The sequence below is a fragment of the Serratia sp. 2880STDY5682894 genome (assembly GCF_001537385.1).
GTDB lineage: Bacteria > Pseudomonadota > Gammaproteobacteria > Enterobacterales > Enterobacteriaceae > Serratia > Serratia nevei.
Genome location: NZ_FCJA01000003.1, coordinates 1 through 25,152, shown reverse-complemented (window position 1 = coordinate 25,152; position 25,152 = coordinate 1). Strand labels below are relative to the sequence as shown.

General features: G+C 63.0%; 26 protein-coding genes and 1 riboswitch. Of the genes, 10 read left to right on the top strand and 16 right to left on the bottom strand.

Annotated elements, in window-relative coordinates; all coding sequences use genetic code 11:
* Positions 1 to 63: 63 nt before the first annotated feature.
* Positions 64 to 330 carry a hypothetical protein gene (locus AWX27_RS08355; protein WP_049201133.1) on the top strand — a complete coding sequence of 89 codons (267 nt, stop codon included), beginning with the start codon at positions 64 to 66 and terminating at the stop codon, positions 328 to 330.
* Positions 331 to 371: 41 nt separating this feature from the next.
* Here AWX27_RS08355 and dusC read toward each other — a convergent pair whose 3' ends face one another.
* From dusC to rhlE, 3 genes are all read right to left on the bottom strand, one after another.
* On the bottom strand, positions 372 to 1,304 hold the full coding sequence (gene dusC / locus AWX27_RS08350; protein ID WP_038879839.1) for a tRNA dihydrouridine(16) synthase DusC: 933 nt from the start codon (positions 1,302 to 1,304) through the stop codon (positions 372 to 374).
* 84 nt (positions 1,305 to 1,388) lie between these two features.
* Positions 1,389 to 2,348, bottom strand: coding sequence for a D-2-hydroxyacid dehydrogenase family protein (locus tag AWX27_RS08345; protein WP_060420938.1), 960 nt, complete (start codon positions 2,346 to 2,348; stop codon positions 1,389 to 1,391).
* A 114-nt stretch (positions 2,349 to 2,462) separates the two neighbouring features.
* Positions 2,463 to 3,842, bottom strand: a complete 1,380-nt coding sequence (gene rhlE, locus AWX27_RS08340) for an ATP-dependent RNA helicase RhlE (RefSeq protein ID WP_042783890.1) — start codon at positions 3,840 to 3,842, stop codon at positions 2,463 to 2,465.
* Between the two features lie 297 nt (positions 3,843 to 4,139).
* Between rhlE and cecR the strand changes: the two genes are divergently transcribed.
* Genes cecR through AWX27_RS08315 form a run of 5 tightly spaced genes read left to right on the top strand, consistent with a single transcriptional unit; the run spans position 4,140 to position 9,858 of the window.
* A complete protein-coding gene (gene cecR / locus AWX27_RS08335; protein WP_060420936.1) occupies positions 4,140 to 4,838 on the top strand; it encodes a CerR family C-terminal domain-containing protein in 699 nt (232 codons plus the stop codon).
* Positions 4,839 to 4,856: 18 nt separating this feature from the next.
* Positions 4,857 to 5,843 (top strand): secretion protein HlyD, encoded by a 987-nt coding sequence (gene hlyD / locus AWX27_RS08330; protein ID WP_049201139.1) that lies wholly within the window; start codon positions 4,857 to 4,859, stop codon positions 5,841 to 5,843.
* Between the two features lie 8 nt (positions 5,844 to 5,851).
* Positions 5,852 to 7,588, top strand: coding sequence for an ATP-binding cassette domain-containing protein (locus tag AWX27_RS08325; protein WP_060420934.1), 1,737 nt, complete (start codon positions 5,852 to 5,854; stop codon positions 7,586 to 7,588).
* Positions 7,585 to 8,739, top strand: a complete 1,155-nt coding sequence (locus AWX27_RS08320; protein WP_038870906.1) for an ABC transporter permease — start codon at positions 7,585 to 7,587, stop codon at positions 8,737 to 8,739. The genes AWX27_RS08325 and AWX27_RS08320 overlap by 4 nt, the downstream gene beginning before the upstream one ends.
* Positions 8,740 to 8,751: 12 nt before the next feature.
* The gene (locus AWX27_RS08315) at positions 8,752 to 9,858 is read left to right on the top strand and encodes an ABC transporter permease (protein ID WP_060420931.1); all 1,107 of its coding nucleotides are present in this window, start codon (positions 8,752 to 8,754) and stop codon (positions 9,856 to 9,858) included.
* A gap of 75 nt (positions 9,859 to 9,933) precedes the next feature.
* On the opposite strand, the gene AWX27_RS08310 is transcribed toward AWX27_RS08315, so the two are convergent.
* From AWX27_RS08310 to moaA, 6 genes are all read right to left on the bottom strand, one after another.
* On the bottom strand, positions 9,934 to 10,644 hold the full coding sequence (locus tag AWX27_RS08310; RefSeq protein WP_033637508.1) for a Bax inhibitor-1/YccA family protein: 711 nt from the start codon (positions 10,642 to 10,644) through the stop codon (positions 9,934 to 9,936).
* A gap of 130 nt (positions 10,645 to 10,774) precedes the next feature.
* Entirely contained in the window at positions 10,775 to 11,242 is a 468-nt protein-coding gene (gene moaE / locus AWX27_RS08305; RefSeq protein WP_004939764.1) for a molybdopterin synthase catalytic subunit MoaE, read from the bottom strand.
* Positions 11,243 to 11,244: 2 nt separating this feature from the next.
* Entirely contained in the window at positions 11,245 to 11,490 is a 246-nt protein-coding gene (moaD, locus tag AWX27_RS08300; protein WP_019453985.1) for a molybdopterin synthase sulfur carrier subunit, read from the bottom strand.
* A complete protein-coding gene (moaC, locus tag AWX27_RS08295; protein WP_049201144.1) occupies positions 11,487 to 11,966 on the bottom strand; it encodes a cyclic pyranopterin monophosphate synthase MoaC in 480 nt (159 codons plus the stop codon). Before moaC ends, moaD begins: the two co-directional genes overlap by 4 nt.
* 3 nt (positions 11,967 to 11,969) lie before the next feature.
* Positions 11,970 to 12,485: a molybdenum cofactor biosynthesis protein B gene (gene moaB, locus AWX27_RS08290; protein WP_033642238.1), complete on the bottom strand. Its 516-nt coding sequence runs from the start codon at positions 12,483 to 12,485 to the stop codon at positions 11,970 to 11,972.
* Between the two features lie 24 nt (positions 12,486 to 12,509).
* Positions 12,510 to 13,496: a GTP 3',8-cyclase MoaA gene (moaA, locus tag AWX27_RS08285; RefSeq protein ID WP_004939778.1), complete on the bottom strand. Its 987-nt coding sequence runs from the start codon at positions 13,494 to 13,496 to the stop codon at positions 12,510 to 12,512.
* Positions 13,483 to 13,627, bottom strand: a riboswitch (molybdenum cofactor riboswitch). (Overlaps the previous gene by 14 nt.)
* 259 nt (positions 13,628 to 13,886) lie before the next feature.
* Here moaA and yvcK point away from each other — a divergent pair.
* Complete coding sequence (yvcK, locus tag AWX27_RS08280; protein WP_060420927.1) at positions 13,887 to 14,804, top strand: uridine diphosphate-N-acetylglucosamine-binding protein YvcK; 918 nt, start codon at positions 13,887 to 13,889, stop codon at positions 14,802 to 14,804.
* Between the two features lie 6 nt (positions 14,805 to 14,810).
* Here yvcK and AWX27_RS08275 read toward each other — a convergent pair whose 3' ends face one another.
* Complete coding sequence (locus tag AWX27_RS08275) at positions 14,811 to 15,077, bottom strand: VF530 family protein (RefSeq protein ID WP_049201151.1); 267 nt, start codon at positions 15,075 to 15,077, stop codon at positions 14,811 to 14,813.
* 100 nt (positions 15,078 to 15,177) lie between these two features.
* Positions 15,178 to 17,196: an excinuclease ABC subunit UvrB gene (gene uvrB / locus AWX27_RS08270; protein WP_060420924.1), complete on the bottom strand. Its 2,019-nt coding sequence runs from the start codon at positions 17,194 to 17,196 to the stop codon at positions 15,178 to 15,180.
* Between the two features lie 1,106 nt (positions 17,197 to 18,302).
* Between uvrB and AWX27_RS08265 the strand changes: the two genes are divergently transcribed.
* Positions 18,303 to 19,025: an ATP-binding cassette domain-containing protein gene (locus AWX27_RS08265; RefSeq protein ID WP_049195911.1), complete on the top strand. Its 723-nt coding sequence runs from the start codon at positions 18,303 to 18,305 to the stop codon at positions 19,023 to 19,025.
* A gap of 26 nt (positions 19,026 to 19,051) precedes the next feature.
* On the opposite strand, the gene bioD is transcribed toward AWX27_RS08265, so the two are convergent.
* Genes bioD through bioB form a run of 4 tightly spaced genes read right to left on the bottom strand, consistent with a single transcriptional unit; the run spans position 19,052 to position 22,658 of the window.
* Positions 19,052 to 19,726, bottom strand: coding sequence for a dethiobiotin synthase (bioD, locus tag AWX27_RS08260; protein WP_049201157.1), 675 nt, complete (start codon positions 19,724 to 19,726; stop codon positions 19,052 to 19,054).
* On the bottom strand, positions 19,719 to 20,486 hold the full coding sequence (gene bioC / locus AWX27_RS08255) for a malonyl-ACP O-methyltransferase BioC (protein WP_060420921.1): 768 nt from the start codon (positions 20,484 to 20,486) through the stop codon (positions 19,719 to 19,721). The genes bioD and bioC overlap by 8 nt, the downstream gene beginning before the upstream one ends.
* On the bottom strand, positions 20,470 to 21,621 hold the full coding sequence (bioF, locus tag AWX27_RS08250) for an 8-amino-7-oxononanoate synthase (RefSeq protein ID WP_033647125.1): 1,152 nt from the start codon (positions 21,619 to 21,621) through the stop codon (positions 20,470 to 20,472). Before bioF ends, bioC begins: the two co-directional genes overlap by 17 nt.
* A complete protein-coding gene (bioB, locus tag AWX27_RS08245) occupies positions 21,621 to 22,658 on the bottom strand; it encodes a biotin synthase BioB (protein ID WP_031299723.1) in 1,038 nt (345 codons plus the stop codon). The genes bioF and bioB overlap by 1 nt, the downstream gene beginning before the upstream one ends.
* An 88-nt stretch (positions 22,659 to 22,746) precedes the next feature.
* Here bioB and bioA point away from each other — a divergent pair, with 88 nt between their 5' ends.
* Complete coding sequence (bioA, locus tag AWX27_RS08240; protein ID WP_060420914.1) at positions 22,747 to 24,021, top strand: adenosylmethionine--8-amino-7-oxononanoate transaminase; 1,275 nt, start codon at positions 22,747 to 22,749, stop codon at positions 24,019 to 24,021.
* A gap of 4 nt (positions 24,022 to 24,025) precedes the next feature.
* On the opposite strand, the gene AWX27_RS08235 is transcribed toward bioA, so the two are convergent.
* Positions 24,026 to 24,427 (bottom strand): YkvA family protein, encoded by a 402-nt coding sequence (locus AWX27_RS08235; protein ID WP_038870940.1) that lies wholly within the window; start codon positions 24,425 to 24,427, stop codon positions 24,026 to 24,028.
* A gap of 156 nt (positions 24,428 to 24,583) precedes the next feature.
* Between AWX27_RS08235 and AWX27_RS08230 the strand changes: the two genes are divergently transcribed.
* Positions 24,584 to 25,066, top strand: a complete 483-nt coding sequence (locus tag AWX27_RS08230) for a kinase inhibitor (RefSeq protein ID WP_060420913.1) — start codon at positions 24,584 to 24,586, stop codon at positions 25,064 to 25,066.
* Positions 25,067 to 25,152: the final 86 nt, after the last annotated feature.

Here is a 25,152-nt window from a genome sequence, read left to right as displayed (position 1 = left end):
TTAGATGGGGTAAGCTTAATCCCGCAGTCGAAATTATTTAACGGCCAACTCAAGGAGAAATTCATGAGCAACAATGCAAACGCACAGGCGCAGCTGGATAATTTACGCAACGTCGCTTCCCAGCTGAAGGAAATGCGCCACTATGCGCAGTCGAATACCGAAACGCTCTCCGCACACTGGCTGGCCTTCGATCAGGGGGAATGCAAAAATAAGGCATTCGCCGAAGCTATTAACGACCTGTTGAATAAACAGGGTGCCTGCCTGGAAGGGCTGGAAAAAACCATTCAGGATATCGAGATAGAATTGAACCGTCTCGACAAAGCCGCCTGATAATACCGATTTAAATAAACCCGCCGCGTGCGGGTTTATTTTTAGCTACGGCAGATAACGCGCGCAATATCCCCCGATGTCGTCAGTGCGCGTATTTCGCTGAACAGTTCGGTGGCTTCGTCATATTCTTTGCGCAAATAGCCCAGCCACTGTTTGATGCGCGCCACGTGATACAGGCCGGTGTCGCCCTGCTTTTCCAGATGGACGTATTTTTGCAGCAGCTCAACCACCTGCGGCCAGGGCATACGCGGTTCGTTGTACTTCACCACCCGGCTCAGGTTTGGCACGTTGAGCGCGCCGCGCCCCAGCATGATGGCGTCGCAGCCGGTCGCCTGCAGGCAATCCTGCGCGCTCTGGTAATCCCAGATCTCGCCGTTGGCGATCACCGGGATGCTCAGCCGTTGACGGATCTCGCCGATCGCCGCCCAGTTGATGCGATCCGCCTTGTAACCGTCCTCTTTGGTGCGGCCATGCACCGTCAGCTCGCTGGCGCCCGCCTGTTGCACCGCATCGGCGATTTCAAAACTGCGGCTGGAGGAGTCCCAGCCCAGGCGCACCTTCACCGTGACCGGCAGATGGGCCGGCACCGCCGCGCGCATCGCTTTGGCGCCCTGGTAGATCAACTCCGGATCTTTGAGCAGCGTCGCCCCGCCACCGCTGCCGTTCACCAGCTTGGACGGGCAGCCGCAGTTGAGATCGACGCCGTAAGAGCCCAATTCCACCGCGCGCGCGGCGTTCTCCGCCAGCCACTGCGGGTACTGCCCCAGCAGCTGTACGCGCACCAGCGTGCCTGACGGCGTGCGGCTGGCGTGGCGCAGCTCCGGGCACAGCCGGTAGAACGATTTGGCCGGCAGCAGCTGATCGACCACGCGCAGAAATTCGGTGATGCACAGATCGTAGTCGTTCACGTCGGTGAGCAACTCACGCACCAAAGAATCGAGAACGCCCTCCATCGGAGCCAATAATACGCGCATGACCAATCCCAGCTAAAAAAAGACCCGCAATGATACGGGTGAATGCCCGCGCCAGACAAGCCTCTGCGGGCATTAAAAGCGCCGTCAGCCCAGCCGGCGGATCGGTTGGCCGGCGAGGAACGCCGCAATGTCCTCGACCGCCTCGGTGAAGTAGGCGCGGTAGTTGTCGTCCGCCACGTAACCCACATGCGGCGTGGCCAGCACGTTGGGCAGCTGACGAAACGCATCGTCGGCCGGCAGCGGCTCCGTCTCGAACACGTCCAGCCCGGCGCCGGCGATCTTCCGCTGTTGCAGCACGTCCACCAACGCCGCCCGATCGACGATCGCCGCACGCGAGGTGTTGATCAGGTAAGCGGTGGGCTTCATCGCCGTCAATTCGTCGCGCCCCACCAGCCCGCGGCTGCGATCGCTCAGCACCAGGTGGATAGAGACAAAATCGCTCTGCTCGAACAGCGCCCGTTTGGACGGCGCCAACAGGGCCCCCTCCTGCGCCGCCCGTTCCGCCGTCAGGTTCTGGCTCCAGGCCAGCACCCGCATGCCGAACGCCTGCGCCACCCGGGCCATCTGGCCGCCGATCTTGCCCAGCCCCAGCAGCCCCAGCGTTTTCCCCTGCAGGGTGACGCCGAGATCCCGCTGCCACGGGCCGTTGTTTTTCAGCCCGACGCTTTCCGGCACGATATGCTTCGCCAACCCGAGCAGCAGCGCCCAGGTCAGCTCCATCGGCGCCGCCGACCCGCTGCTGGTGCCGCATACCACTACGCCGCGCTCGGCGGCGGCAGCCAAATCGATAGAAGCGTTGCGCATGCCGGAGGTGATCAGCAGCTTCAGCTTCGGCAGCCGCGCCAACAGCGAGGCGGTCATCGGCGTGCGCTCGCGCATGATGACCAGAATGTCGCACTCCTGCAGATGCACCGCCAGCTCCGTCTCATCGGTAAAGTGCGCGCTGATGGCGGACACCTCCACCCGATCGGCCAGCGCCGACCAGTCCGCCATCTTGAGCGCCACCTGCTGGTAATCATCGAGAATTGCGCACTTCAATTTCATCTCCGTCTCCTGGAATGTAGGGTTAGCCACCGTCCAGCCTAGTACGAAAATGCCGTTCCGCCAGGCAAAAAAAAAGCCGCCCGTATCGGCGGCTTACTCTTTGAGCAATCAGGCTTATTCAGCCGGTTTGCGGTTGCGTGGGCGACGCGAAGCCGGTGCGCCGGAACGGCGCTGGCCATCACCCTGCGGGCGGGCGTTACCGTTACCATTGCCGCGGTTTTCACGCTGGCCGCCGTTCGCGTTGCCGCTGCGCTGACCGCCGCCGTTACCGGAACGCTGGCCACCGCCGTTGCCGCGCGGGGCGCCGCGCCCGCCACCCTGACGGCCGTTGATGATCGGCTCGGCCTTGATGGTCGGATCCGGCTCGTAGCCCGGCAGCGCGATGCGCGGAATTTCACGCTTCAGCAGACGCTCGATGTCGCGCAGCAGCTTGTGCTCATCCACGCACACCAGCGAGATAGCTTCGCCGGTGCGCTCCGCGCGGCCGGTACGGCCGATGCGGTGCACGTAGTCTTCCGGCACGTTAGGCAGCTCGTAGTTCACCACGTGCGGCAGCTGGTCGATATCCAGGCCGCGCGCCGCGATGTCGGTCGCCACCAGCACGCGGATGCGGCCGTCTTTGAAGTCGGCCAGAGCACGGGTACGGGCGCCCTGGCTCTTGTTGCCGTGGATCGCCGCTGCGGTGATACCGTCTTTGTTCAGCTGCTCCGCCAGGTGGTTGGCGCCGTGCTTGGTGCGGGTAAACACCAGCACCTGCTTCCAGTCGCCTTCGCCGATCATCTGCGACAGCAGTTCCCGCTTACGCTTCTTGTCGACGAAGTGCACGCTCTGCTCGATCTGCTCAGACGCGGTGTTGCGGCGCGCCACTTCTACCGAAGCCGGGTTGTGCAGCAGCTTGTTGGCCAGCGCCTTGATGTCGTCGGAGAAGGTTGCGGAGAACAGCAGGTTCTGACGCTTGGCCGGCAGCTTGGCCAGCACGCGGCGGATGTCGTGGATAAAGCCCATGTCCAGCATGCGGTCCGCTTCGTCCAGCACCAGAATTTCGATTTTGGACAGGTCAACCGCGTTCTGATGTTCCAAATCCAGCAGACGGCCCGGCGTTGCCACCAGGATATCGACGCCGCCGCGCAGCTTCATCATCTGCGGGTTGATGCTCACGCCGCCAAACACCACCAGCGAACGCAGGCGCAGGTGTTTGCTGTAGGCATCGACGTTTTCGCCGATCTGCGCCGCCAGCTCACGGGTTGGCGTCAGGATCAGCGCGCGCACCGGGCGACGGCCCTTGACCGGATGGTCATGCTTGCTCAGCAGCTGCAACAGCGGCAGGGTAAAACCGGCGGTTTTACCGGTGCCGGTCTGGGCGCTGGCCATCAGGTCACGACCTTCCAGCACGACAGGGATAGCCTGACGCTGAATTGGCGTCGGTTCGCGATAGCCCTGTTCTTCAACAGCGCGCACAATTTCAGCACTTAAGCCGAGGGTTTCAAATGACATAAAGAGAAAAACTCCAGATCCCCCCTAACCTAACAGTGTTCGGTGCAGTTTCCTGGGAGGATGATCAGACGGGGCATTAAGCATGACCACGAGGGATTGGCACAAACTGCAGTGCACCAGGCGCCGATTGTAACAGAAGTCGCGCAATAAAAAGCACTTTTACGCACCCAGAGCACAATCTGCCGTAAATTCAGCATTGTCTGAAGCCGATCACATAACTCATTGTGATTAGCGGTTGCGTTTTAAACAATCTGGCATAAAGTTAATCATATGATTGATTAACTTTGAGCGTGTCCCATGCCAGCTTCCGTCCCTCATCAGGCCGCCGGCCGAGCGCGCGGCGAGCAAACGCGCCGGCAGCTGCTCGCCGCGGCGACCGAACTGTTCGGCGAATGCGGCCTGGAAGGCGCCACCACCCGCGACATCGCCCAGCGCGCCGGCCAGAATATCGCCGCCATCACCTATTACTTCAGCTCCAAAGAGGGGCTGTACCTGGCCGTGGCGCAGTCGCTCGCCGATTTCATCCAGCAGGCGTTCGCCCCGCTGGCCGAGGAGGTCGATCGCTTCTGGCAACAGTCCGCCGCACAGCGCTCACCCGACGCGGCGCTGCGTTTGCTGCAGCGTGGCCTGCTGGCCTTCAGCGAACTGATGACCCAGCCGCACACGCTGAACCTGAGCAAAATCATGTCGCGCGAACAGCTCGCCCCGACCGAGGCCTACCCGCTGATCCACAGCCAGGTGATCGCGCCGATGCACGCGCGGCTATGCCGCCTGCTGGCGGCCGCGACCGGCATCGACGACCAGGCGACCCGCCTCGTGCTGCATACCCACGCGCTGATCGGCGAGGTGCTGTCGTTTCGCGTGGCGCGCGAAACCATCCGCCGCCAGGCCGGCTGGCAAGCCATTGGCGAGGACGAAGCGGCGCAGATCGGCGCCGTGCTGAGCGAACATATTGAGATTCTGGTTACCGGGCTGCGCCAACGTCACGGCGCGTAAATTCAGGCAGGGAGTGTTATGAACAAAAAACGCAGTGCCTTGATCGTGTTGTTAATTCTGCTGATCGCGGCCGCCGCTTACGGGGTATGGCATTACCAACAACAGCAGGATAAGCCGCTGACGCTGTACGGCAACGTCGACATCCGCACGGTGAACCTCGGCTTTCGCGTCGATGGCCGCCTGGCGTCGCTGACGGTGGATGAAGGCGATGCCGTTCAGCCGGGCCAGCTGCTCGGCAAACTGGACGACGCGCCCTACCGCAACGCGCTGCAGCAGGCCGAAGCCAACGTCGGCAGCGCGCGCGCCAAGCTGTCGCTGCTGCAGGCCGGCTACCGCAGCGAAGAGATCGCCCAGGTACGGTCGGAAATGGCGCAGCGCCAGTCCGCCTTCGCCTACGCCGACAGCTTCCTGAAACGCCAGCAGGGGTTGTGGGCGAAAAACGCCACCTCCGCCGACGCGCTGGAGGATGCGCGCACCGCCCGCAATCAGGCGCAGGCCAACCTGCAGGCGGCGAAAGACAAGCTGTCGCAATACCTCAGCGGCAACCGCCCGCAAGAAATCGAACAGGCCAAGGCCGACGTGGCGCAGAGCGAGGCGGCGCTGGCACAGGCGCAGTTGAACCTGCAAGACGCCACGCTGGTCTCCCCTTCCGCCGGTACGGTACTGACCCGCGCGGTGGAGCCGGGCACCATGCTCGGCGCCGGCGGCACGGTCTTCACCCTGTCACTGACCCGGCCGGTGTGGGTGCGCGCCTACGTCAACGAAACCAGCCTGAACCAGGCGGTGCCCGGCACCGAACTGGAGATCTATACCGACGGCCGCCCCGACAAGCCTTACCACGGCAAGATCGGTTTCGTCTCGCCGACCGCGGAATTCACGCCGAAAAGCGTTGAAACGCCGGATCTGCGCACCGATCTGGTGTACCGCCTGCGGGTGATCGTCACCGACGCCGACGACGCGCTGCGCCAGGGCATGCCGGTCACTCTGCGCTTCGCCAAACCCTGAGGCCGGCCATGGAACAGGCGCACACCATTGAGCTGGAAGGGCTGGAGAAGCGCTTCCCGTCGCTTGAGAAACCGGCGGTCGCCAGCCTGACCACCACCCTGCGCAGCGGCGCGGTGATCGGGCTGGTCGGCCCGGACGGCGCCGGCAAAACCACCCTGCTGCGCATGCTGGCCGGGCTGCTGCAGCCCAGCAGCGGCAAACTGCGGGTCGCCGGGCTGGATCCGATCGCGCAGGATCGTCAACTGCACGCGATCCTCGGCTACATGCCGCAGAAGTTCGGGCTGTATGAGGATCTGACGGTGATGGAGAACCTGACGCTGTACGCCGATCTGCGCGGCGTCACCGGCGATCTTCGCCGCCAGACCTTCGAGCGGCTGTTGAAATTCACCGATCTGACCCGCTTCACCGAGCGCCTGGCGGGCAAGCTGTCCGGCGGTATGAAGCAGAAACTCGGCCTGGCCTGCACGCTGGTGGGCGAACCTCAGGTGCTGTTGCTGGATGAGCCGGGCGTCGGCGTCGACCCGATCTCGCGCCGCGAGCTGTGGCGAATGGTGCATGAACTGGCCAACGACGGCATGTTGATCCTGTGGAGCACCTCCTATCTCGACGAGGCCGAACAGTGCCGCGAAGTGCTGCTGCTCAACGAGGGCGAGCTGCTGTTCAGCGGCGCGCCGCAGGAGCTGACCCGCCGTATGGCCGGGCGCACGGTGTTGATCGCCGCGCCCCCCGGCAGCCATCGATCGCTGCTGCAGCGGGCGATCTGCCTGCCGGCGGTCACCGATGGGGTGATCCAGGGCAAGTATCTGCGCCTGATTCTGAAGGAAGGCGAAGATCACCGGCAGCTGTTGCAGGCGCTGGATCTGCCGGAGGCCGAACTGGACGAAGCGGATCCGCGCTTCGAGGATGCGTTTATCGATCTGCTCGGCGGCGGCCCCAACCACCGCTCGGCGCTGGCGGAGATCATGCCGACCGTCAACGGCGAAAGCGGTGAAACGGTGATCGAAGCGGTGCAGCTGACCAAAAAATTCGGCGACTTCGCCGCTACCGATCACGTTGATTTCCAGGTGCGGCGCGGCGAAATTTTCGGCCTGCTCGGGCCGAACGGCGCCGGCAAGTCCACCACCTTTAAAATGATGTGCGGCCTGCTGATCCCCTCCAGCGGTAAGGCGCTGGTGCTGGGGATGGATCTCAAGACCAGCTCCGGCCAGGCGCGCCAGCGCCTCGGCTACATGGCGCAAAAATTCTCGCTGTACGGCAACCTGACGGTGGCGCAGAACCTGAAGTTCTTCTCCGGCGTCTACGGCCTGAGCGGCAAGGCGCAGCGCGACAAAATCGACGAGATGTCGCGCGCCTTCAACTTCGCGCCAATCCTCGATCAGACGCCGGACGCGCTGCCGCTCGGCTTCAAACAGCGCCTGGCGCTGGCCTGCGCGCTGATGCACGAACCGGATATCCTGTTCCTCGACGAACCGACTTCCGGCGTCGATCCGCTGACGCGGCGCGAGTTCTGGTTGCACATCAACGGCATGGTCGACAAGGGCGTCACGGTGATGGTGACCACCCACTTTATGGACGAAGCGGAGTACTGCGACCGCATCGGCCTGGTGTACCGCGGCAAAATCATCGCCGCCGGCACGCCGGACGATCTCAAACAGCAGGTGGCGCGCGACGACAATCCCAACCCCTCGATGGAGCAGGCATTTATCGAGCTGGTGCAGGGTTACGATGAGGAGGAATCACGGTGAGCGATAACCGCACCCCAATCGACGACGGCGGCTTCTCCTGGCGCCGGCTGCGCGCACTGTGCCTGAAGGAAACGCGGCAGATACTGCGCGATCCCAGCAGCGGCCTGATCGCCTTCGTCATCCCGCTGATGTTGCTGTTTATCTTCGGCTACGGCATCAACCTGGACTCCAGCAAGCTGCATCTGGGCATTCTGATGGAGCAGCAGAGCGAAGACGCGCGCGATCTGGCCCAGGCGTTCGCCGGCTCGCCCTATATCGAACCGACCATCAGCGACAACCGCCAACAGCTGATCCAGCAGATGCAGGCCGGCACGATCCGCGGCCTGGTGGTGATCCCGGTGGATTTCGACCAGCGCATGGCGCGCCCGCACGACAGCGCCCCTATCCAGATCATCACCGACGGCAGCGAGCCGAACACCGCCAACTTCGTGCAGGGCTATGCCCAGGGCGTATGGCAAATTTGGCAGCAGCAGCGCGCCACCGATCGGGGGAACAGCGACAAACCGCTGATTGACGTACAGATGCGCTACTGGTTCAACCCGGCGGCCATCAGCCGGCACTACATCATTCCCGGCGCCATCACCATCATCATGACGGTGATCGGCGCCATTCTCACCTCGCTGGTGATCGCCCGCGAATGGGAGCGCGGCACCATGGAGGCCCTGCTGTCCACCCAGGTGACGCGCAGCGAGCTGTTGCTCTCCAAGCTGATCCCTTATTACTTCCTCGGCATGGCCGCGATGGCGCTGTGCATGGCGGTGGCGGTATGGGTGCTCGGCGTGCCCTATCGCGGCTCCCTGCCGATCCTGCTGCTGATCAGCAGCCTGTTTCTCGCCAGCACCCTCGGCATGGGTCTGCTGATCTCCACCCTCACCCGCAATCAGTTCAATGCGGCGATGGTGGCGCTGAACGCCGCCTTCCTGCCTTCGATCATGCTGTCCGGCTTCATCTTCCAGATCGACAGCATGCCGGCCATCGTGCGTGCGGTGACCTATATCATTCCGGCGCGCTACTTCGTCAGCACGCTGCAAACGCTGTTCCTGGCGGGCAACGTCGGCACCGTGCTGCTGATCAATCTGCTGTTCCTGATCGCTTCCGCCGTGGTGTTCATCGGCCTGACGGCCTGGAAAACCCAGCGCCGGCTGGATTGAGGAGAAAGAGCGATGTTTCATCGTCTGTTGACGCTCATCATCAAGGAAATGCAGGCGCTGCTGCGCGATCCGCAAACCCGCGCCATTTTAATCATGCCGGTGATCCTGCAGGTGCTGCTGTTCCCGTTCGCCGCGACGCTGGAAGTCACCAACGCCACCATCGCGGTCTACAGCGAGGACAGCGGCCAGGCCTCGGTGGAGCTGACCCAGCGCTTCGCCAAGGCCAAGGCCTTTCAACACGTGCTGCTGCTGCGCAGCCCGCAGGAAATAAAGACCACCATCGACAACCAGCGGGCGCTGCTGCTGATCCGCTTCCCGGCGCAGTTCTCGCGCGATATCGCCACCGGCAATACCGCGCCGCTGCAGCTGCTGCTCGATGGGCGCAACTCCAACAGCGCGCAGATCGCCGCCAACTACGTGCAGCAGATCGTGCAGGAATATCAGAACGAGCTGCTCGGCAGCCGCGCCAAACCCAACAACAGCGAGCTGGTGGTGCGCAACTGGTATAACCCGAATTTGGACTACAAATGGTTCGTGGTGCCGTCGCTGATCGCCATGATCACCACCATTGGCGTGCTGATCGTCACCTCGCTGTCGGTGGCGCGCGAACGCGAACAGGGCACGCTGGAACAGCTGCTGGTCTCGCCGCTCACCACCTGGCAGATCTTTATCGGCAAGGCGGTGCCGGCGCTGATCGTCGCCAGCTTCCAGGCCAGCATCGTGCTGCTGATCGGCATCTTCCTGTACCAGATCCCGTTTGCCGGATCGCTGCTGCTATTCTATGCCACCATGCTGATCTACGGGCTGTCGCTGGTCGGTTTCGGCCTGCTGATCTCATCGCTGTGCGCCACTCAGCAGCAGGCGTTTATCGGCGTGTTCGTGTTCATGATGCCGGCGATCCTGCTCTCGGGTTACGTCTCGCCGGTGGAGAATATGCCGGTGTGGCTGCAGGATCTGACCTGGGTCAACCCGATACGCCACTTCACCGACATCACCAAGCAGATCTACCTGAAGGACGCCAGCTTCGACATCATCTGGCACAGCCTGTGGCCGCTGCTGGTGATCACCGCCACCACCGGTAGCGCCGCCTACGCGCTGTTCCGCCGCAAAATCGCATAAAAAAAGCTCTGCATGTCACATGCAGAGCCTGGTAAGTCCTGTGGATTTCAAGCTACTGCTTGAAAGGCCACGGATTTAGCGACGGTTGCCGAAGATACGCAGCAACATCAGGAACAGGTTGATGAAGTCAAGATACAGCGTCAGCGCGCCGACGATGGCGTACTTGCGGAAGCTGTCTTTATCATCGGCGTTCAGCTGCTCGCCCATCGCCTTGAGTTTTTGCGTGTCGTACGCGGTCAGGCCGACGAACACCACCACCCCGATGTAGGTAATCGCCCACATCAGCGCGGTGCTTTTCAGCCAGATGTTCACCAACGAGGCCAGCACGATGCCGATCAGCGCCATGAACAGCATGCTGCCGAAGCCGCTCAGATCGCGCTTGGTGGTGTAGCCGTACAGGCTCATGGCGCCGAACATGCCGGCGGTGACCACGAAGGTGCTGGCGATCGAGCTGTAGGTGTAGGCGATGAAGATGCTCGACAGCGTCAGCCCGGTCAGCGCCGAGTACAGCATGAACAGCGAAGTGGCCACCGCGCCGCTCAGGCGGTTGACCATGCCGGAAATCACGAACACCAGCGCCAGTTGGGCGATGATCAGACCGAAGAAGGTGATCTGGCTGGAGAAGATGAAGTTGAGGATCGCGGGCGTGTTGGCCGCATACCAGGAAACGAACGCCGTCAGCAGCAGACCGCAGGTCATCCAGCCGTAAACCTGCGCCATGTAGGCCTGAATGCCGCTGTTGGCACGTTCGACGATTGAACCATTAGAGCGTGGATATCGGTCCATGACGGTTACCTTTTGCGTTGTAAACAAGATTCCGAAGCCCCGCGAACGGGGCTTCGCCTGCTATAAGCGTACCACAGAATATGCCGGGCGAAAGCGGCAAAGGTCTTGATTTGTTTCCGCTGTTGACGCGTTATTTAGCCGCGTCGTGCCAGCGCTGCGCGGCCTCGCGATCGCTGTCGCGGGCATCGACCCAACGATCGCCCTGGCCTGTCGCTTCGCGCTTCCAGAACGGCGCGCGGGTCTTCAGGTAGTCCATGATGAACTCGCTGGCGGCGAACGCCATGCTGCGGTGCGCGCCGGTCACGCCGACGAACACGATCTCGTCGCCGGGATACAGCGCGCCGACGCGGTGGATCACCGTCACCCGCTGCAGCGGCCAACGGCTGCGCGCCTCGGCCACGATCTCCGCCAGCGCCTTCTCGGTCATGCCGGGGTAGTGTTCCAGCGTCAGCGCGCTGACGTCGTCACCCAGATTATGGTTGCGCACCTTGCCGGTGAAGGTCACCACCGCGCCATCGGCGTCGCACTGCGCCAGCCACTGGTACTCGTCGCCGACGTTGAACGGCGCCTCGCCCACGCGAATGCGGGTATTTTCCATGCTTACCCCCCGGTGACCGGCGGGAAGAAGGCCACTTCATCGCCGGCGCGCAGCGGATGGTCCGCCGCCACCAGCGACTGATTGACCGCCGCCAACAGCTTGCCGGACTCCAGCGCCAGCGCCCAGCGATCGCCGCGCGCGCACAGCGCCTGGCGCAGCGCCTCGACGGTCGGGTAATCCGCCGGCATCGACAGGCCACCGGTGCCCACCAGTTCGCGCACCTGCGCGAAGAAAAGAATATCGATCATACGTTCACCTTAAAATCGCCGGATTTGCCACCGCTTTTCGCCAGCAGGCGCACCGGGCCGATCACCATGTCTTTCTGTACCGCTTTGCACATGTCATAGATGGTCAATGCCGCCACCGAGGCGGCGGTCAGCGCCTCCATCTCGACGCCGGTTTTGCCGGTCAGCCGGCAGCAGGTTTCGATGCGCACCCGGTTGTGCTGCGTTTGCGCCTCCAGCTGTACTTCGACCTTGCTCAGCATCAGCGGGTGGCACAGCGGGATCAGCTCCCAGGTGCGTTTGGCCGCCTGAATGCCGGCGATGCGCGCCGTGGCGAACACGTCGCCCTTGTGATGGCTGCCGTCGACGATCATCGCCAGCGTGGCGGGCAGCATCTCGACGAAGGCTTCGGCGCGCGCCTCGCGCACCGTTTCGGCCTTGGCGGAAACGTCAACCATATGGGCTTCGCCGGCGGCGTTAATGTGGGTTAGCTGTGTCATGACTCAGGGCTTCTTCAAATGGGGCTGGAAGTTGCACGGGCGATGGCGCGCGTCCAACTGCTCTTCGATAATCCGCTCCCAGGCGGTGCGGCAGGCGCGGGTGGAGCCCGGCATGGCGAAGATCACCGTGCGGTTGGCCAGGCCGGCCAGCGCGCGCGACTGGATCGTCGCGGTACCGATCTCCTCGTACGACACCATGCGGAACAGTTCACCGAACCCTTCCACCTCTCTGTCGAACAGCGGCAGCAGCGCTTCCGGCGTGTTGTCGCGGGCGGTAAAACCGGTGCCGCCGGTGATCAGCACCGCCTGCACGTTGTCATCGGCGATCCAGGCGGAAACCCGCGCGCGGATCTGGTAAATGTCATCTTTGACGATGGCGCGATCCACCACCTGATGGCCGGCTTCCTGCGCCGCTTCCTGCAGATATTGGCCGGAGGTGTCTTCCGCCGCGCCGCGGCTGTCAGACACGGTCAGGATGGCGATATGCGCCGGAATAAACTCGCTGCTCGCATGGCTCATGGTTCAATAGGCTCCTATTGGCTGTCAGCCGCCGATAAACGACAGGTTCTGGGTGATCCCGCTGTTGCCCTGATGCAGGAAATGGGTCTGCTTCTTGCTCAGCAGCCCGCTCTGGATGCGCGCCTTCAGCGCGTCGAGCTGGCCGTCGTCCGCCAGCAGATCGCGCAGGGGCACCCCCTGCTCGCCGAACAGGCACAGGTGCAGATTGCCGATGGAAGAAACGCGCAGCCGGTTGCAGCTGGCGCAGAAGTCTTTCTCATAAGGCATGATAAGACCCACCTCACCCTGGTAGTCCGGGTGGCTGAACACCTGCGCCGGGCCGTCGCTGCGGCCGCGCGCCTGGCGCTGCCAGCCCTGCTGCTCCAGCTGCCGGCGAATCACTTCGCCGGAAACGTGGTGTTTGCGAAACAGCTCGCCACCCTCGCCGGTTTCCATCAGTTCGATAAAACGCAGCTGGATCGGCCGGTCTTTGATCCAGGCGAGAAAGGCGCCGAGCTGCTGGTGGTTAACGTCGCGCATCAGCACCGCGTTGACCTTAACCTTGCTGAAACCGGCGCTGAAGGCGGCGTCGATGCCGTCCATCACCTGGCGGAACTTGTCCTGACCGGTGATGGCGTGAAACTGACGGGGATCCAGGCTGTCGACGCTGACGTTAATCGCCGTCAGACCGGCGTCACGCCAGGCGGCGACGTCGCGCGCCAGACGGTAGCCGTTAGTGGTGACAGCCAGGGTGCGGATGGCCGGGTTTTCCCGCACTGCGGCGATGATCTCGGTAAAATCGCGGCGCAGCGAAGGCTCGCCGCCGGTCAGGCGCACCTTTTCGGTGCCCAGTTCGGCGAACGCGCGGCTGACGCGGCGGATTTCATCCAGCGACAGGAAGCTTTTCGGGCTGCCGCTCGGCTTGTAGCCGTCGGGCAGACAATAGGTGCAACGAAAATTGCACACGTCGGTGATCGACAAGCGCAGGTAATAGAACTTGCGCTCATAAGCATCAATGAGTTGCGGCACCATAACACCTTTCCAAAGTCGGGAGATGCGAGCGTTTCCCCTCTGCACCCTGGTGGCTGACTTCGCCACGGCCCAGGCGCCATATCGTTCCGGATGAACAACGTAGGCGCAGGGGCTAGGAGTTTGATTTCTCTTCCCGCTACCTTGAGTAGCCGGAACGAAACCGTGGTTTTCAGCAGAATTCTAGCGCTAATCGGCAACGATAGCCAACGCGTAAATTCGCTATATAATTGTCTATACAGCGTTTTTAGACGCCGCGTATTCGGGTAAACCATGATAAACATCACTTGCGCGGACGAATTGACCGGAATCACGCAAATGACACTCTTATCGCGTTTTTATGCCGGATCCGCTACCTTATGCGGGCAGTTCAGCCCCTTTGTAAGGAAATTTATGCGTAATCGTACCCTGGCCGATCTCGACCGCGTGGTGGCGTTAGGCGGCGGACACGGTCTGGGCCGTGTGATGTCGGCCCTGTCGTCCTTAGGCTCCCGCCTGACCGGCATCGTCACCACCACCGACAACGGCGGTTCCACCGGCCGTATCCGCCGTTCGGAAGGCGGCATTGCCTGGGGCGATACCCGTAACTGTCTCAACCAGCTGATCACCGAACCGAGCGTCGCCTCGGCGATGTTCGAGTACCGCTTCAGCGGCAACGGTGAGCTGGCCGGCCACAACCTCGGCAACCTGATGCTGAAAGCGCTGGATCACCTGAGCGTGCGCCCGCTGGAAGCGATCAACCTGGTGCGCAGCCTGCTGAAGGTGGACGCGGCGCTGATCCCGATGTCGGAGCAGCCGGTGGATTTGATGGCGCACGATCACGAAGGCAACCATGTTTACGGTGAAGTGAATGTCGACCAGCTGACCCATATGCCGCAGGAGCTGATGCTGTCACCGCCGGTCAACGCCACGCGCGAAGCGCTGGACGCCATCGCGCAGGCCGACGTGATCCTGATCGGGCCGGGCAGTTTCCTCACCAGCCTGATGCCGCTGCTGCTGCTGGACGATCTCACCCAGGCACTGCGTCGCAGCAGCGCCAGCATGATCTATATCGGCAACCTCGGCCGCGAGCTGAGCGTGGCCGCCGCGGCGCTGTCGCTACAGGATAAGCTGACGCTGATGGAAGAGAAGATTGGCCGCCGGATGATCGATGCGCTGATCGTCGGCCCGGCGGTGGACGCCAGTGAAGTGCAGGATCGGGTGGTGATTCAACAGCCGCTGGAAGCGAGCGACATCCCCTACCGCCACGATCGCCAGCTGCTGCGCCAGGCGCTGGATCGGGCGCTGGTGGCGCTGGCCGATCGCCGCTGATCGAATTTAACCGTCTCGCCCACGCAGCCAGGGATTATCGCTGGCTGGGGCGGGATGGCTGACCATATCGATATACAGGTCTTCCACCTCTTTGCGCGCCCAGGGCGTGCGACGCAAAAACTTCAGGCTGGACTTGATGCTCGGATCGCTGCGGAAGCAGTTGATGCGAATGCGCGCACCCAGCTCGGACCAACCGTAGTGATCCACCAGTTTAGTCAGCAGTTGCTCCAGCGTCACGCCGTGCAGCGGGTCTTTGGACTGGTGTTGGCTCATGTTCGGTACTCTTCGTGGTCAAATCGGGCCGCACACCATAACAGCTTTGGCGCGGCCGACAAGGAATTTTGACGCCCGCGGCGCGGGCGCCATCCAACGGTCAGGAAATCGCGATGAACTGCTCGCGCAGCTGGTGGATCTCGTCGCGCAGCGCAGCGGCCTGTTCGAACTCCAGGTTTTGCGCGTGGGTGTACATCTGCGCCTCCAGATCGCGGATTTTCTGATCCAGCGCTTTCGGCGTGAGGTTCTGAAGCGAAGCACCGCCGTCCAGCGCCTTGCCCTTGCCTTTGCCTTTGTTCTTGGCGCGGTTGACCGGCTGGCCGATCTGCAGAATATCGCCGATCTTCTTGTTCAGCCCCTGCGGCACGATGCCGTTGGCTTCGTTGTAGGCCTGCTGCTTGGCGCGGCGCCGCTCGGTTTCACCGATCGCCTTGGCCATCGAATCGGTGATGCGATCGCCATACAGGATCGCCTTGCCGTTCAGGTTACGCGCCGCGCGGCCGATGGTCTGGATCAGTGAACGCTCGGAACGCAGGAAGCCTTCCTTGTCGGCGTCCAGAATCGCCACCAGCGACACCTCAGGCATGTCGAGCCCCTCACGCAACAGGTTGATGCCCACCAGCACGTCGAACTCGCCCAGACGCAGGTCACGGATGATTTCGACCCGTTCCACGGTATCGATGTCCGAGTGCAGGTAGCGCACGCGCTCGCCATGCTCTTCCAGGTATTCGGTCAGGTCTTCCGCCATGCGTTTGGTCAGGGTGGTCACCAGCACGCGCTCGTTGATCGCCGCGCGCTTGCGGATCTCGGAGAGCAGATCGTCCACCTGGGTGGCGACCGGCCGTACCTCCACGATCGGATCCAGCAGCCCGGTCGGCCGCACCACCTGATCGATCAGATCGCCCCCGGATTTCTCCAGCTCATATTTGCCCGGCGTCGCGGAGACATAGATGGTCTGCGGCGCCAGCGCCTCGAACTCCTCGAAGCGCAAGGGGCGGTTGTCCAGCGCCGACGGCAGGCGGAAGCCGTACTCCACCAGCGTTTCTTTACGCGCGCGGTCACCCTTGAACATCGCGCCGATCTGCGGAATGGTGACGTGGGATTCGTCGACCACCAGCAGGCCGTCCGCCGGCAGGTAGTCGAACAGCGTCGGCGGCGGCTCGCCCTCGGCGCGCCCGGACAGGTAGCGCGAGTAGTTTTCGATGCCCGAGCAGTAACCCAGCTCGTTCATCATTTCCAGATCGAACTGGGTGCGCTGCGTCAGGCGCTGCTCTTCCAGCAGTTTGTTGTTGGCCAGCAGCACCTTGCGGCGGTCCGCCAGATCGACCTTGATCTCTTCCATCGCCTGCATGATCCGCTCGCGCGGCGTCACGTAGTGCGATTTCGGGTAGATGGTAAAACGCGGCACCACCTGCTCGATCTGCCCGGTCAGCGGATCGAACAGCGACAGCCGTTCCACTTCGTCGTCGAACAGCTCGACGCGCAGCGCCAGCTCGTCCGACTCCGCCGGGTAAATGTCGATCACCTCGCCGCGCACGCGGAAGGTAGCGCGCTGGAAGGCCTGATCGTTGCGGGAGTACTGCAGCTCCGCCAGCCGGCGCAAAATGGATCGTTGATCGATGATCATGCCCTGGGTCAGGTGCAGCATCATCTTCAGGTAAAGATCCGGATCGCCCAGGCCGTAGATCGCCGACACCGACGCCACCACCACCACGTCGCGCCGCTCCAGCAGCGCCTTGGTGGCGGAAAGACGCATCTGCTCGATGTGCTCGTTCACCGAAGCGTCTTTTTCAATGAAGGTGTCGGAGCTGGGCACATAGGCTTCCGGCTGGTAGTAGTCGTAGTAGGAGACGAAGTATTCCACCGCATTCTCCGGGAAAAACTCTTTCATCTCGCCGTACAGCTGCGCCGCCAGCGTCTTGTTCGGCGCCAGCACCATGGTCGGCCGATTCAGATCGGCTATCACGTTGGCGATGGTGAATGTCTTGCCCGAACCGGTGACCCCCAGCAGCGTCTGGTGCGCCAGGCCGTCTTCCAGCCCCTCTTCCAGCTTGCGGATGGCTTCCGGCTGATCGCCGGCCGGTTTGAACTCTGAATGCAGTTTGAAAAGTTTACTCATTGCTCGGCTACCCTGTGGAGATGCGCGCGCTCAGGCGGCCAGCCGGCTCTGCGCCGGGCATGGCCCCTAATTATGGAAAGTGTCGGCGATTTGCGCCAGTGCCCATGATACTGGATATAAAACCAGCTTCAAGCGGATTCGTCGCCGGGATCGACGCCGCTGCAACGTCGCTGCACCGTGGCGTTACAGCCCGGTGACATTTTTATTGTCAATAACAGATTTATCCCCAGAACTTGCCGCGAATTAACTTATTGATAGCACCGCGTCGAAAAATCATACATAGAGGCCTGATCAATACCCCTGCGTCTTGATTTTAATTAAATTATTGATATTTAATAACATTAATAAAAAGACGAGAATGCGGACAAAGCGAACAGAACCCGCGTCGGCTCTCGCTTTACAGCGTTTTTCTAAATCTAATACACAAGGTTATCCACAGGAATAGTGGATAACTCTCACCGCCCCGCCCGGGGCGGGAGTTACAGAAAGAAAGCTTTTCGCCCTTTACACTCGCCAAAATGCCTTTTTTAGTTATTTTTTCATAAAAATATCGCTTTGTTTATGCCGATTAATACTAAAAATCCCCATTGCCAAAATCGCATTGGCCCCTTTCACGCGGATCGCTCTTGACGGCAGCGCAACGCCTTGCACCATGCCCTGACCAAAGAGCACCACAAGAGTGCAAAAAACGTCCGGGTTAACTTCCCCGCGTATTTTCGGGCCGCCACGGCAGCACCTGTCAGGCCTGACGCGTGGTTAACAAGGCGATAACAATCTCCGTTTTCACCCGGCGGCAAAACTGGCCTGAGAGTTGCTTTATCTTCCTGCGTATAAACGCGGTGCGACAGCATGATGCGCTGCCTGCCGCGACGCGTAATCTCCGCGGCGCTATCGCCCGTAAAAGCGCAAGAACGACACCAAGTCGTCACAAGCGTCGTTTTTAACGACATATTGACTGTCATTCCGTCTACCGCAGACCTTGCTCTGGCTCATCGGACGGACGGCATTTTGTTCCAGACATTGCCACACTCGGGAAATCCGCCGCGCATGCGGCCTTTGCAGTCCCCGCCAACGAGTGGAACGGGCGTCTATGAGGAGAATGCCAAATGCTGAGCCTGAGATCGGTCAATCAATTTTACGGGCAGAACCACACCCTGTGGGACATCAACCTGGAGCTGCCGCGCGGCCAGTGCACCGTGCTGCTCGGCCGCAACGGCGTGGGCAAGACCACGCTGGTCAACTGCATTATGGGGCATGTGCCGGTGGTGAGCGGCAGCATGACCTGGCAGCCGGCGGATCAGCCGCCGCAAAACCTGTTGCTACAGCCGATGGAGCGCCGCGCCGCGCTGGGCATCAGCCACGTGCCCCAGGGGCGGCAGCTCTTCTCGCAGCTTAGCGTGGAGGAGAATCTGCAGGTGGCGCAAATGGCCGGGCGCGGCGCCCCTCGCCGCATTCCGCCGCTGATCTACAGCCTGTTTCCCCATTTGCGCCAGATGCGCGCGCGCCGCGCCGGCGATCTTTGCGTGGGCGCCCAACGCCAGCTGGCGATTGGCCGGGCGCTGGCCCAGGAGCCGGCGCTGCTGATCCTCGACGAACCGACGGCGGGCGTCCCCCCCTCGATCGCCGCCGACATCGGCAACGTGATCCGCAGGCTCAACCGCGAATTGGGCATGACCATTTTACTGGTGGAGCATCAGCTGCCGTTCGTGCGCCGGGTGGCGGACCGCTTCTGCCTGTTGGACAGCGGGCGCACGGTGGCGCACGGCGCGCTGGCGCAGCTGGATGAGGCGTTGATCGGCGCCGGGCTGGCGCGCCAGGAAGGAGAATGAGGGAGAAAGCCTCCCTCATGGAGGGTTTATAGCAGGCTGATATCCAGATACTGCCCCAGCGGCGCCCGCTCGGCCTGCGGCAGGTGCGGGATTTCGCCCAGCAGCGGCGCCGGCAGCATGCGACGCAGCGTGGCCAGGTATTCCTGATGCCGCCGCCCCGGCGGCGTCACGTCGTTGGCGATCCAACCGGCCAGCGTCAGCCCCGCCTGTTGCACCGCCTGCGCCGTCAGCACCGCGTGGTTGATGCAGCCCAGTTTAATGCCCACCACCAGGATCACCGGCAGTTGCTCCTGCTGCACCCAGTCGGCGAAGGTGTACTGCGCCGACAGCGGGGTAAACCACCCGCCCGCGCCCTCGACCAGCACCCAGTCGGCGCGCTGCTCCAACCGGCGCAGGCCGTCGGACAGCTGCGCCGCCTCGATCGGCCGGCCTTCATCGGCGCTGACGATATGCGGCGAGGTCGGTTCGGCAAAAACGTAAGGGTTCACTTCGTCGTAGCGGAGCGCCACGCCGCTGTTGGCCTGCAGCGCCAGCGCATCGCCGTTGCGCAGCCCCTCGGCGGTCATTTCGCTGCCGGAAGCCACCGGCTTATAACCGGCGCTGCGGTAGCCCGCCCGGTTGGCGGCCTGCAGCAAGGCGCTGCTGGCGACGGTTTTACCGACTTCGGTGTCGGTGCCGGTCACGAACCAACGTTTAATCACGATAAATCACTCCATAAACCAGATGATAGCTGAGTGGGAACTGCCCCTGCCGGCACGGGTAAGCCGCCTGCAGCGCGGCGAGACGGCCGCGCGACATCAGGCCGCCCTCGCGCCCCTGATGCAGGTGCGTGGCCCCGATGCCCTTGAGCGAACGCATCAGCGTCATCACGTCCGGGTAGTTCAGGGTGCGCAGCTCAGTGACCAGTTCGTGCCGATAATCAGCACAGGCGGCGCGGATCTGCGCCAGCGGCAGAAAGGCGTTCACGTGGCGCTCGCCGTCCACCTGTTGCCAGGCGTCCCCCAGTTCCTGCAGCGATCCCGCCGCCAGCGTGGAAAACAAAATTACTCCGCCGGGGCGGGTCACGCGATACAGCTCCGCCAGCGCGGCGGGCAGATCGCTGCACCACTGCACTACCAGGCTGCTGAAACAGATGTCCATCGCCGCATCGGGCAGCGGCACCTGTTCGATATCGCCCAGCAGATAATGGTGCGCCGCCTGCCGTTGACGGGCAACGTCCAGCATGCCCGGCGCCAGATCGAGCGCGGTCACCTGCTTGCCGCGCTCGCGCCACAGGCGGCTGAAATAGCCGGTGCCGCAGCCGGCATCCAGCAGCCGTTCGCCCGGATGGGCACTCCCCATCCCCAGTAAGCGCTCGCCAACGTCTCGCTGCAGCGCGGCGGCGGCGTCGTAGCTGCCGGCGGCGCGGCTGAAGGCCGAAGCGACCGCCTGTTTGTTCACCGCGTCATTGGCTGACGTCATGCAATACCTCCAGCAGGCGATCGATGTCCTGCGGCTGATGCGCCGCCGTCAGGGTGATGCGCAGCCGCGCGCCGCCCGGCGGCACCGTCGGTGGGCGGATGGCGCTCACCCACAGCCCGCGCTCGCGCAGGCGGGTCGCCAGATCGAGCGCGCGTTGATTGTCCCCCACCAGCAGCGGCTGGATGGCGGTATCGGAATCCGTCAGGGTTAGCGCCAGCGGCGCCGCGCCCTGGCGGAAACGCCGAATGTTGTCCTGCAGCCGGGCGCGCAGTTCATCGCCCTCTCGAATGCAGGCCAGCGCCGCCTGCAGCGCACAGGCCTGCGCCGGCGGCATCGCGGTGCTGTAGATCAGATGGCGGGCGAACTGCAGCAGATACTCGGCGGTCGCCTCATCGCACAGCACCGCCGCGCCGCTGACGCCGAACGCCTTGCCGAAGGTCGCCACCAGCAGTTCAGGGCGCACGCCCTGCTGCCAGCAGCTGCCGCGGCCTTGCTCGCCGCGCACGCCGACGCCGTGGGCATCGTCCACCATCAGCCAGGCGCCCGCCGCGCGGGTTAAGCGATGCAGTTCCGCCAACGGTGCGCCGTCGCCGTCCATGCTGAACACCCCTTCGGTCACCGCCAGCCGCTGCCCGTCGCAGGGTTTGGCCAGCAGATCCGCCAGCGCCTGCGGCTGATTGTGCTGGAAGCGGCGCAGCTCGGCCGGCGATTGCGCCGCCGCCTCCAGCAGCGAGGCGTGGCTGAGGCGATCGGCTAAAATGCGATCGCCTTTCTGCATCAACGCCGCCAGCACCGCCTGGTTGGCGGCGTAACCGGAGATGAACAGCAGCGCGCGCGGATAGCCGAGCCACGCCGCCAGTTGCTCCTCCAGCGCCTGATGCGCCGCGCTAAAGCCGGTGACGTGGCCCGACCCGCCGCTGCCGACACCGTAACGCTGCGCGCCCTGCTGCCAGGCAGCGATCACCCGCGCATCCTGGCTCAGCCCCAGGTAGTCGTTGCCGGAGAAGTTCAGGTAGAGACGATCGCCCAGCCGGATCTGGCGGCCGTTGCCGCCCTCGGTGGTCTGTCGCCGACGGTAGGCGGCGTTGAGGCGCCGCTCTGCCAGCGCCTGCTCGATGCGTTGTTGCCAGCTCATCACGGCGCCGCGTTGTAAAACTCGGCGGTATCGGCGTTCAGCAGCTGCTTAGCCAGCACCTGCTGTTGCTGGTTGTCGCCGTGTTCGGTGGCGGTCTGCTGCGGGTTCAGCCCCAGCTTGCGGAACAGTTGCAGATCCTTGTCTTCTTCCGGGTTCGGCGTGGTCAGCAGCTTGCAACCGTAGAAGATCGAGTTGGCGCCGGCCATAAAGCACATCGCCTGTGTCTGTTCGTTCATCTGTTCACGGCCGGCGGAGAGGCGGACATAAGAAGACGGCATCATGATGCGCGCCACCGCGATGGTGCGGATAAAGTCAAACGGATCGACGTCGTCGTTATCCGCCAGCGGCGTGCCTTTTACCTTCACCAACATGTTGATCGGCACGCTCTCCGGCGGCTTCGGCAGGTTGGCCAGCTGCACCAGCAGCCCGGCGCGGTCGCGCACCGTTTCACCCAGCCCGACGATGCCACCGGAGCATACTTTGATGCCGGCGTCGCGCACTTTGTCGAGCGTATCCAGGCGTTCCTGGTAGCTGCGGGTGGTGATGATGCTGCCGTAGAACTCCGGCGAGGTATCGAGGTTATGGTTGTAATAATCCAACCCGGCTTCCGCCAGCCGCTCGGCCTGAGTGCCGTCCAGCGTGCCCAGCGTCATGCAGGTTTCCATGCCCATCGCTTTCACGCCCTGCACCATCTGCTGCAGATAAGGCATATCGCGCTCGTGCGGGTTCTTCCACGCCGCGCCCATGCAAAAACGGGTCGAGCCGTTCGCCTTGGCCTTGCGCGCCGATTCCAGTACCTGTTCGACCTGCATCAACCGCTCCGACTCCAGGCCGGTCTTGTAGCGCGAGCTTTGCGGGCAGTATTTGCAGTCTTCCGGGCAAGCGCCGGTCTTGATTGACAGCAGCGTGCTGACCTGCACCTGACGCGGGTCAAAGTGCTGGCGGTGTACGGTTTGCGCTTCGAACAGCAGTTCAAGCAGAGGTTTATCAAACAGGGCCTGGGCTTGCCCTACTGTCCAGTGAATGCGATCGGCCATCATGGCGTCTCCAAAACGAAAAAGTGTCGCCAGTTTAAATATTGTGGATATACTGTCAACCAATCTTAATTCAATTTGGTTTACAAGTATGTCTGTCACCGCTTCCGACCTGGCGTTTGACCAACGTCATATCTGGCACCCCTACACCTCCATGAGCCGCCCGTTACCCTGTTACCCGATCGAGTCGGCCAGCGGCGTCGAGCTGCAGCTGGCGGACGGCCGGCGTCTGGTGGACGGTATGTCCTCCTGGTGGGCGGCGATCCACGGTTACAACCATCCGCACCTGAATCAGGCCGCCAGCCGGCAGCTGGAGAAGATGTCGCACGTGATGTTCGGCGGTATTACCCATCCGGCCGCCATCTCGCTGTGCCGCCGGTTAGTGGCAATGACGCCGGAAGCACTGCAGTGCGTGTTCCTGGCGGATTCCGGTTCGGTGGCGGTGGAAGTGTCGCTGAAGATGGCGCTGCAGTACTGGCAGGCGCGCGGTGAGCGGCGGCAGCGCATCCTGACGCTGCGCCACGGCTATCACGGCGATACCTTCGGCGCGATGTCGGTCTGCGATCCGGACAACTCGATGCACAGCCTCTATCAGGGTTACCTGGCGCCGCACCTGTTCGCCACCGCGCCGCAGTGCCGCTTCGACGAGGAATGGCGCGAAGAGGACATCGCGCCGTTCGCCGCGCTGCTGGAGCAGCACGCCGGTGAAGTGGCGGCGGTGATCCTGGAACCGGTGGTGCAAGGCGCCGGCGGCATGCGTATCTACCACCCGACCTACCTCAAGCGGGTGCGCGAGCTGTGCGATCGCCATCAGGTGCTGCTGATCGCCGACGAGATCGCCACCGGCTTCGGCCGCACCGGCAAGCTGTTCGCCTGCGAGCACGCACAGGTGGTGCCGGACATTCTCTGCCTGGGCAAGGCGCTGACCGGCGGCTACATGACGCTGTCCGCCACCCTGACCACCCGCCACGTGGCGGAGACAATCAGCAACGGCGCGGCCGGCTGCTTTATGCACGGCCCAACCTTTATGGGCAACCCGCTGGCCTGCGCGGTGGCGGACGCCAGCCTGGCGCTGCTGGCGGAAAATCGCTGGCAGGCGCAGGTGAGCGCCATCGAAGCCCAGCTGAAACAGGAACTGCTGCCGCTCGCGGCGCTGCCGAAGGTGGCGGACGTGCGGGTGCTGGGCGCGATTGGGGTGGTGGAGATGCGTGAACCGGTGGACGTCGCCGAGCTGCAGCGCGGATTCGTCGAACGCGGGGTGTGGATCCGGCCGTTCGGCAAGCTGATTTACCTGATGCCGCCTTACATCATCGAAGCGGAACAGCTCAGCCGCCTGACCACCGCCGTCGCCGCCGCCGCGCGTTAATGCCTTACCAATGCTGGTCCAGATAGCGGGCCAGCAATCCCAGACACAGCAGCCAAAGTAAAATGATCATCGCCGCCGCCATGCGGCCGGTGGGGTTATCAACGCGCTTTTGCGCCTTCTCGCGCAGCTCGGCCATCAGCGGCTTGGGGATCAGGCGCACCGCCAGCATGATGCCCAACGGCACGATGATGACGTCATCCAGATAGCCCAGCACCGGAATGAAGTCCGGGATCAGATCGATCGGCGAGATCGCATAGCCGGCCACCAGCAGCGCGATCAGTTTGGCGTACCACGGGGTGCGCTTATCACGGGCAGCCAGCCACAACGCATAAATATCGCGCTTGATGCTTTTGGCCCAACGGCGCAGCCAGCCGAACCACGGCGTGCGTTTTTTCAGTGAGATCATGGTGGCGTTGTTTGGCTATCCGGCGGTCTGTAGGAAGGAAGATGCGGCCATGGTAACCGATCCGCGCCGCCGTTGGCGAATGGCAATCCCACTTGTATTGTCACGGCGAAACGATCTAGCTTAAGGGTCCGCGTTTACCGACAACTGGGAGTCACTATGGCTTTTCGTTTGTACAGCAACGATCTGCAGGACGGCGGCAAGCTGCCGCAGGCGCAGGTCTTCAACGGCATGGGCTACCACGGCGATAACCTGTCGCCCCACCTGGCCTGGGACGGCGTGCCGGCCGGCACCAAGAGCTTCGTAATCGCCGTTTACGATCCCGATGCCCCGACCGGCTCCGGCTGGTGGCACTGGATCGTGGCCAATATTCCCGCCGACGTGCGCGAGCTGCCGCAGGGCGCGGGCTCCGGCAAAGCGCCGCTGCCCGCCGGCGCACTGCAGACCCGCACCGACTTCGGCTCGGCTGGCTACGGCGGCGCGGCGCCGCCAGAGGGCGAGAGCCACCGCTACCAGTTCACCGTGCATGCGCTGGACGTGGAGCGTATCGAAGTGGATGAGGGATCCAGCGGCGCGCTGGTGGGCTTTAACGTCCATTTCCACAGCCTCGGCAGCGCCACGCTGACGGTGACGTTCAACTGATCCCCCGCCAGTAAAAATCCGCCTTCATAGAAGGCGGCTTTGACTACGCCCCAGAGGGGCGCTCTAAGTTCGGACTCATAGAGCCC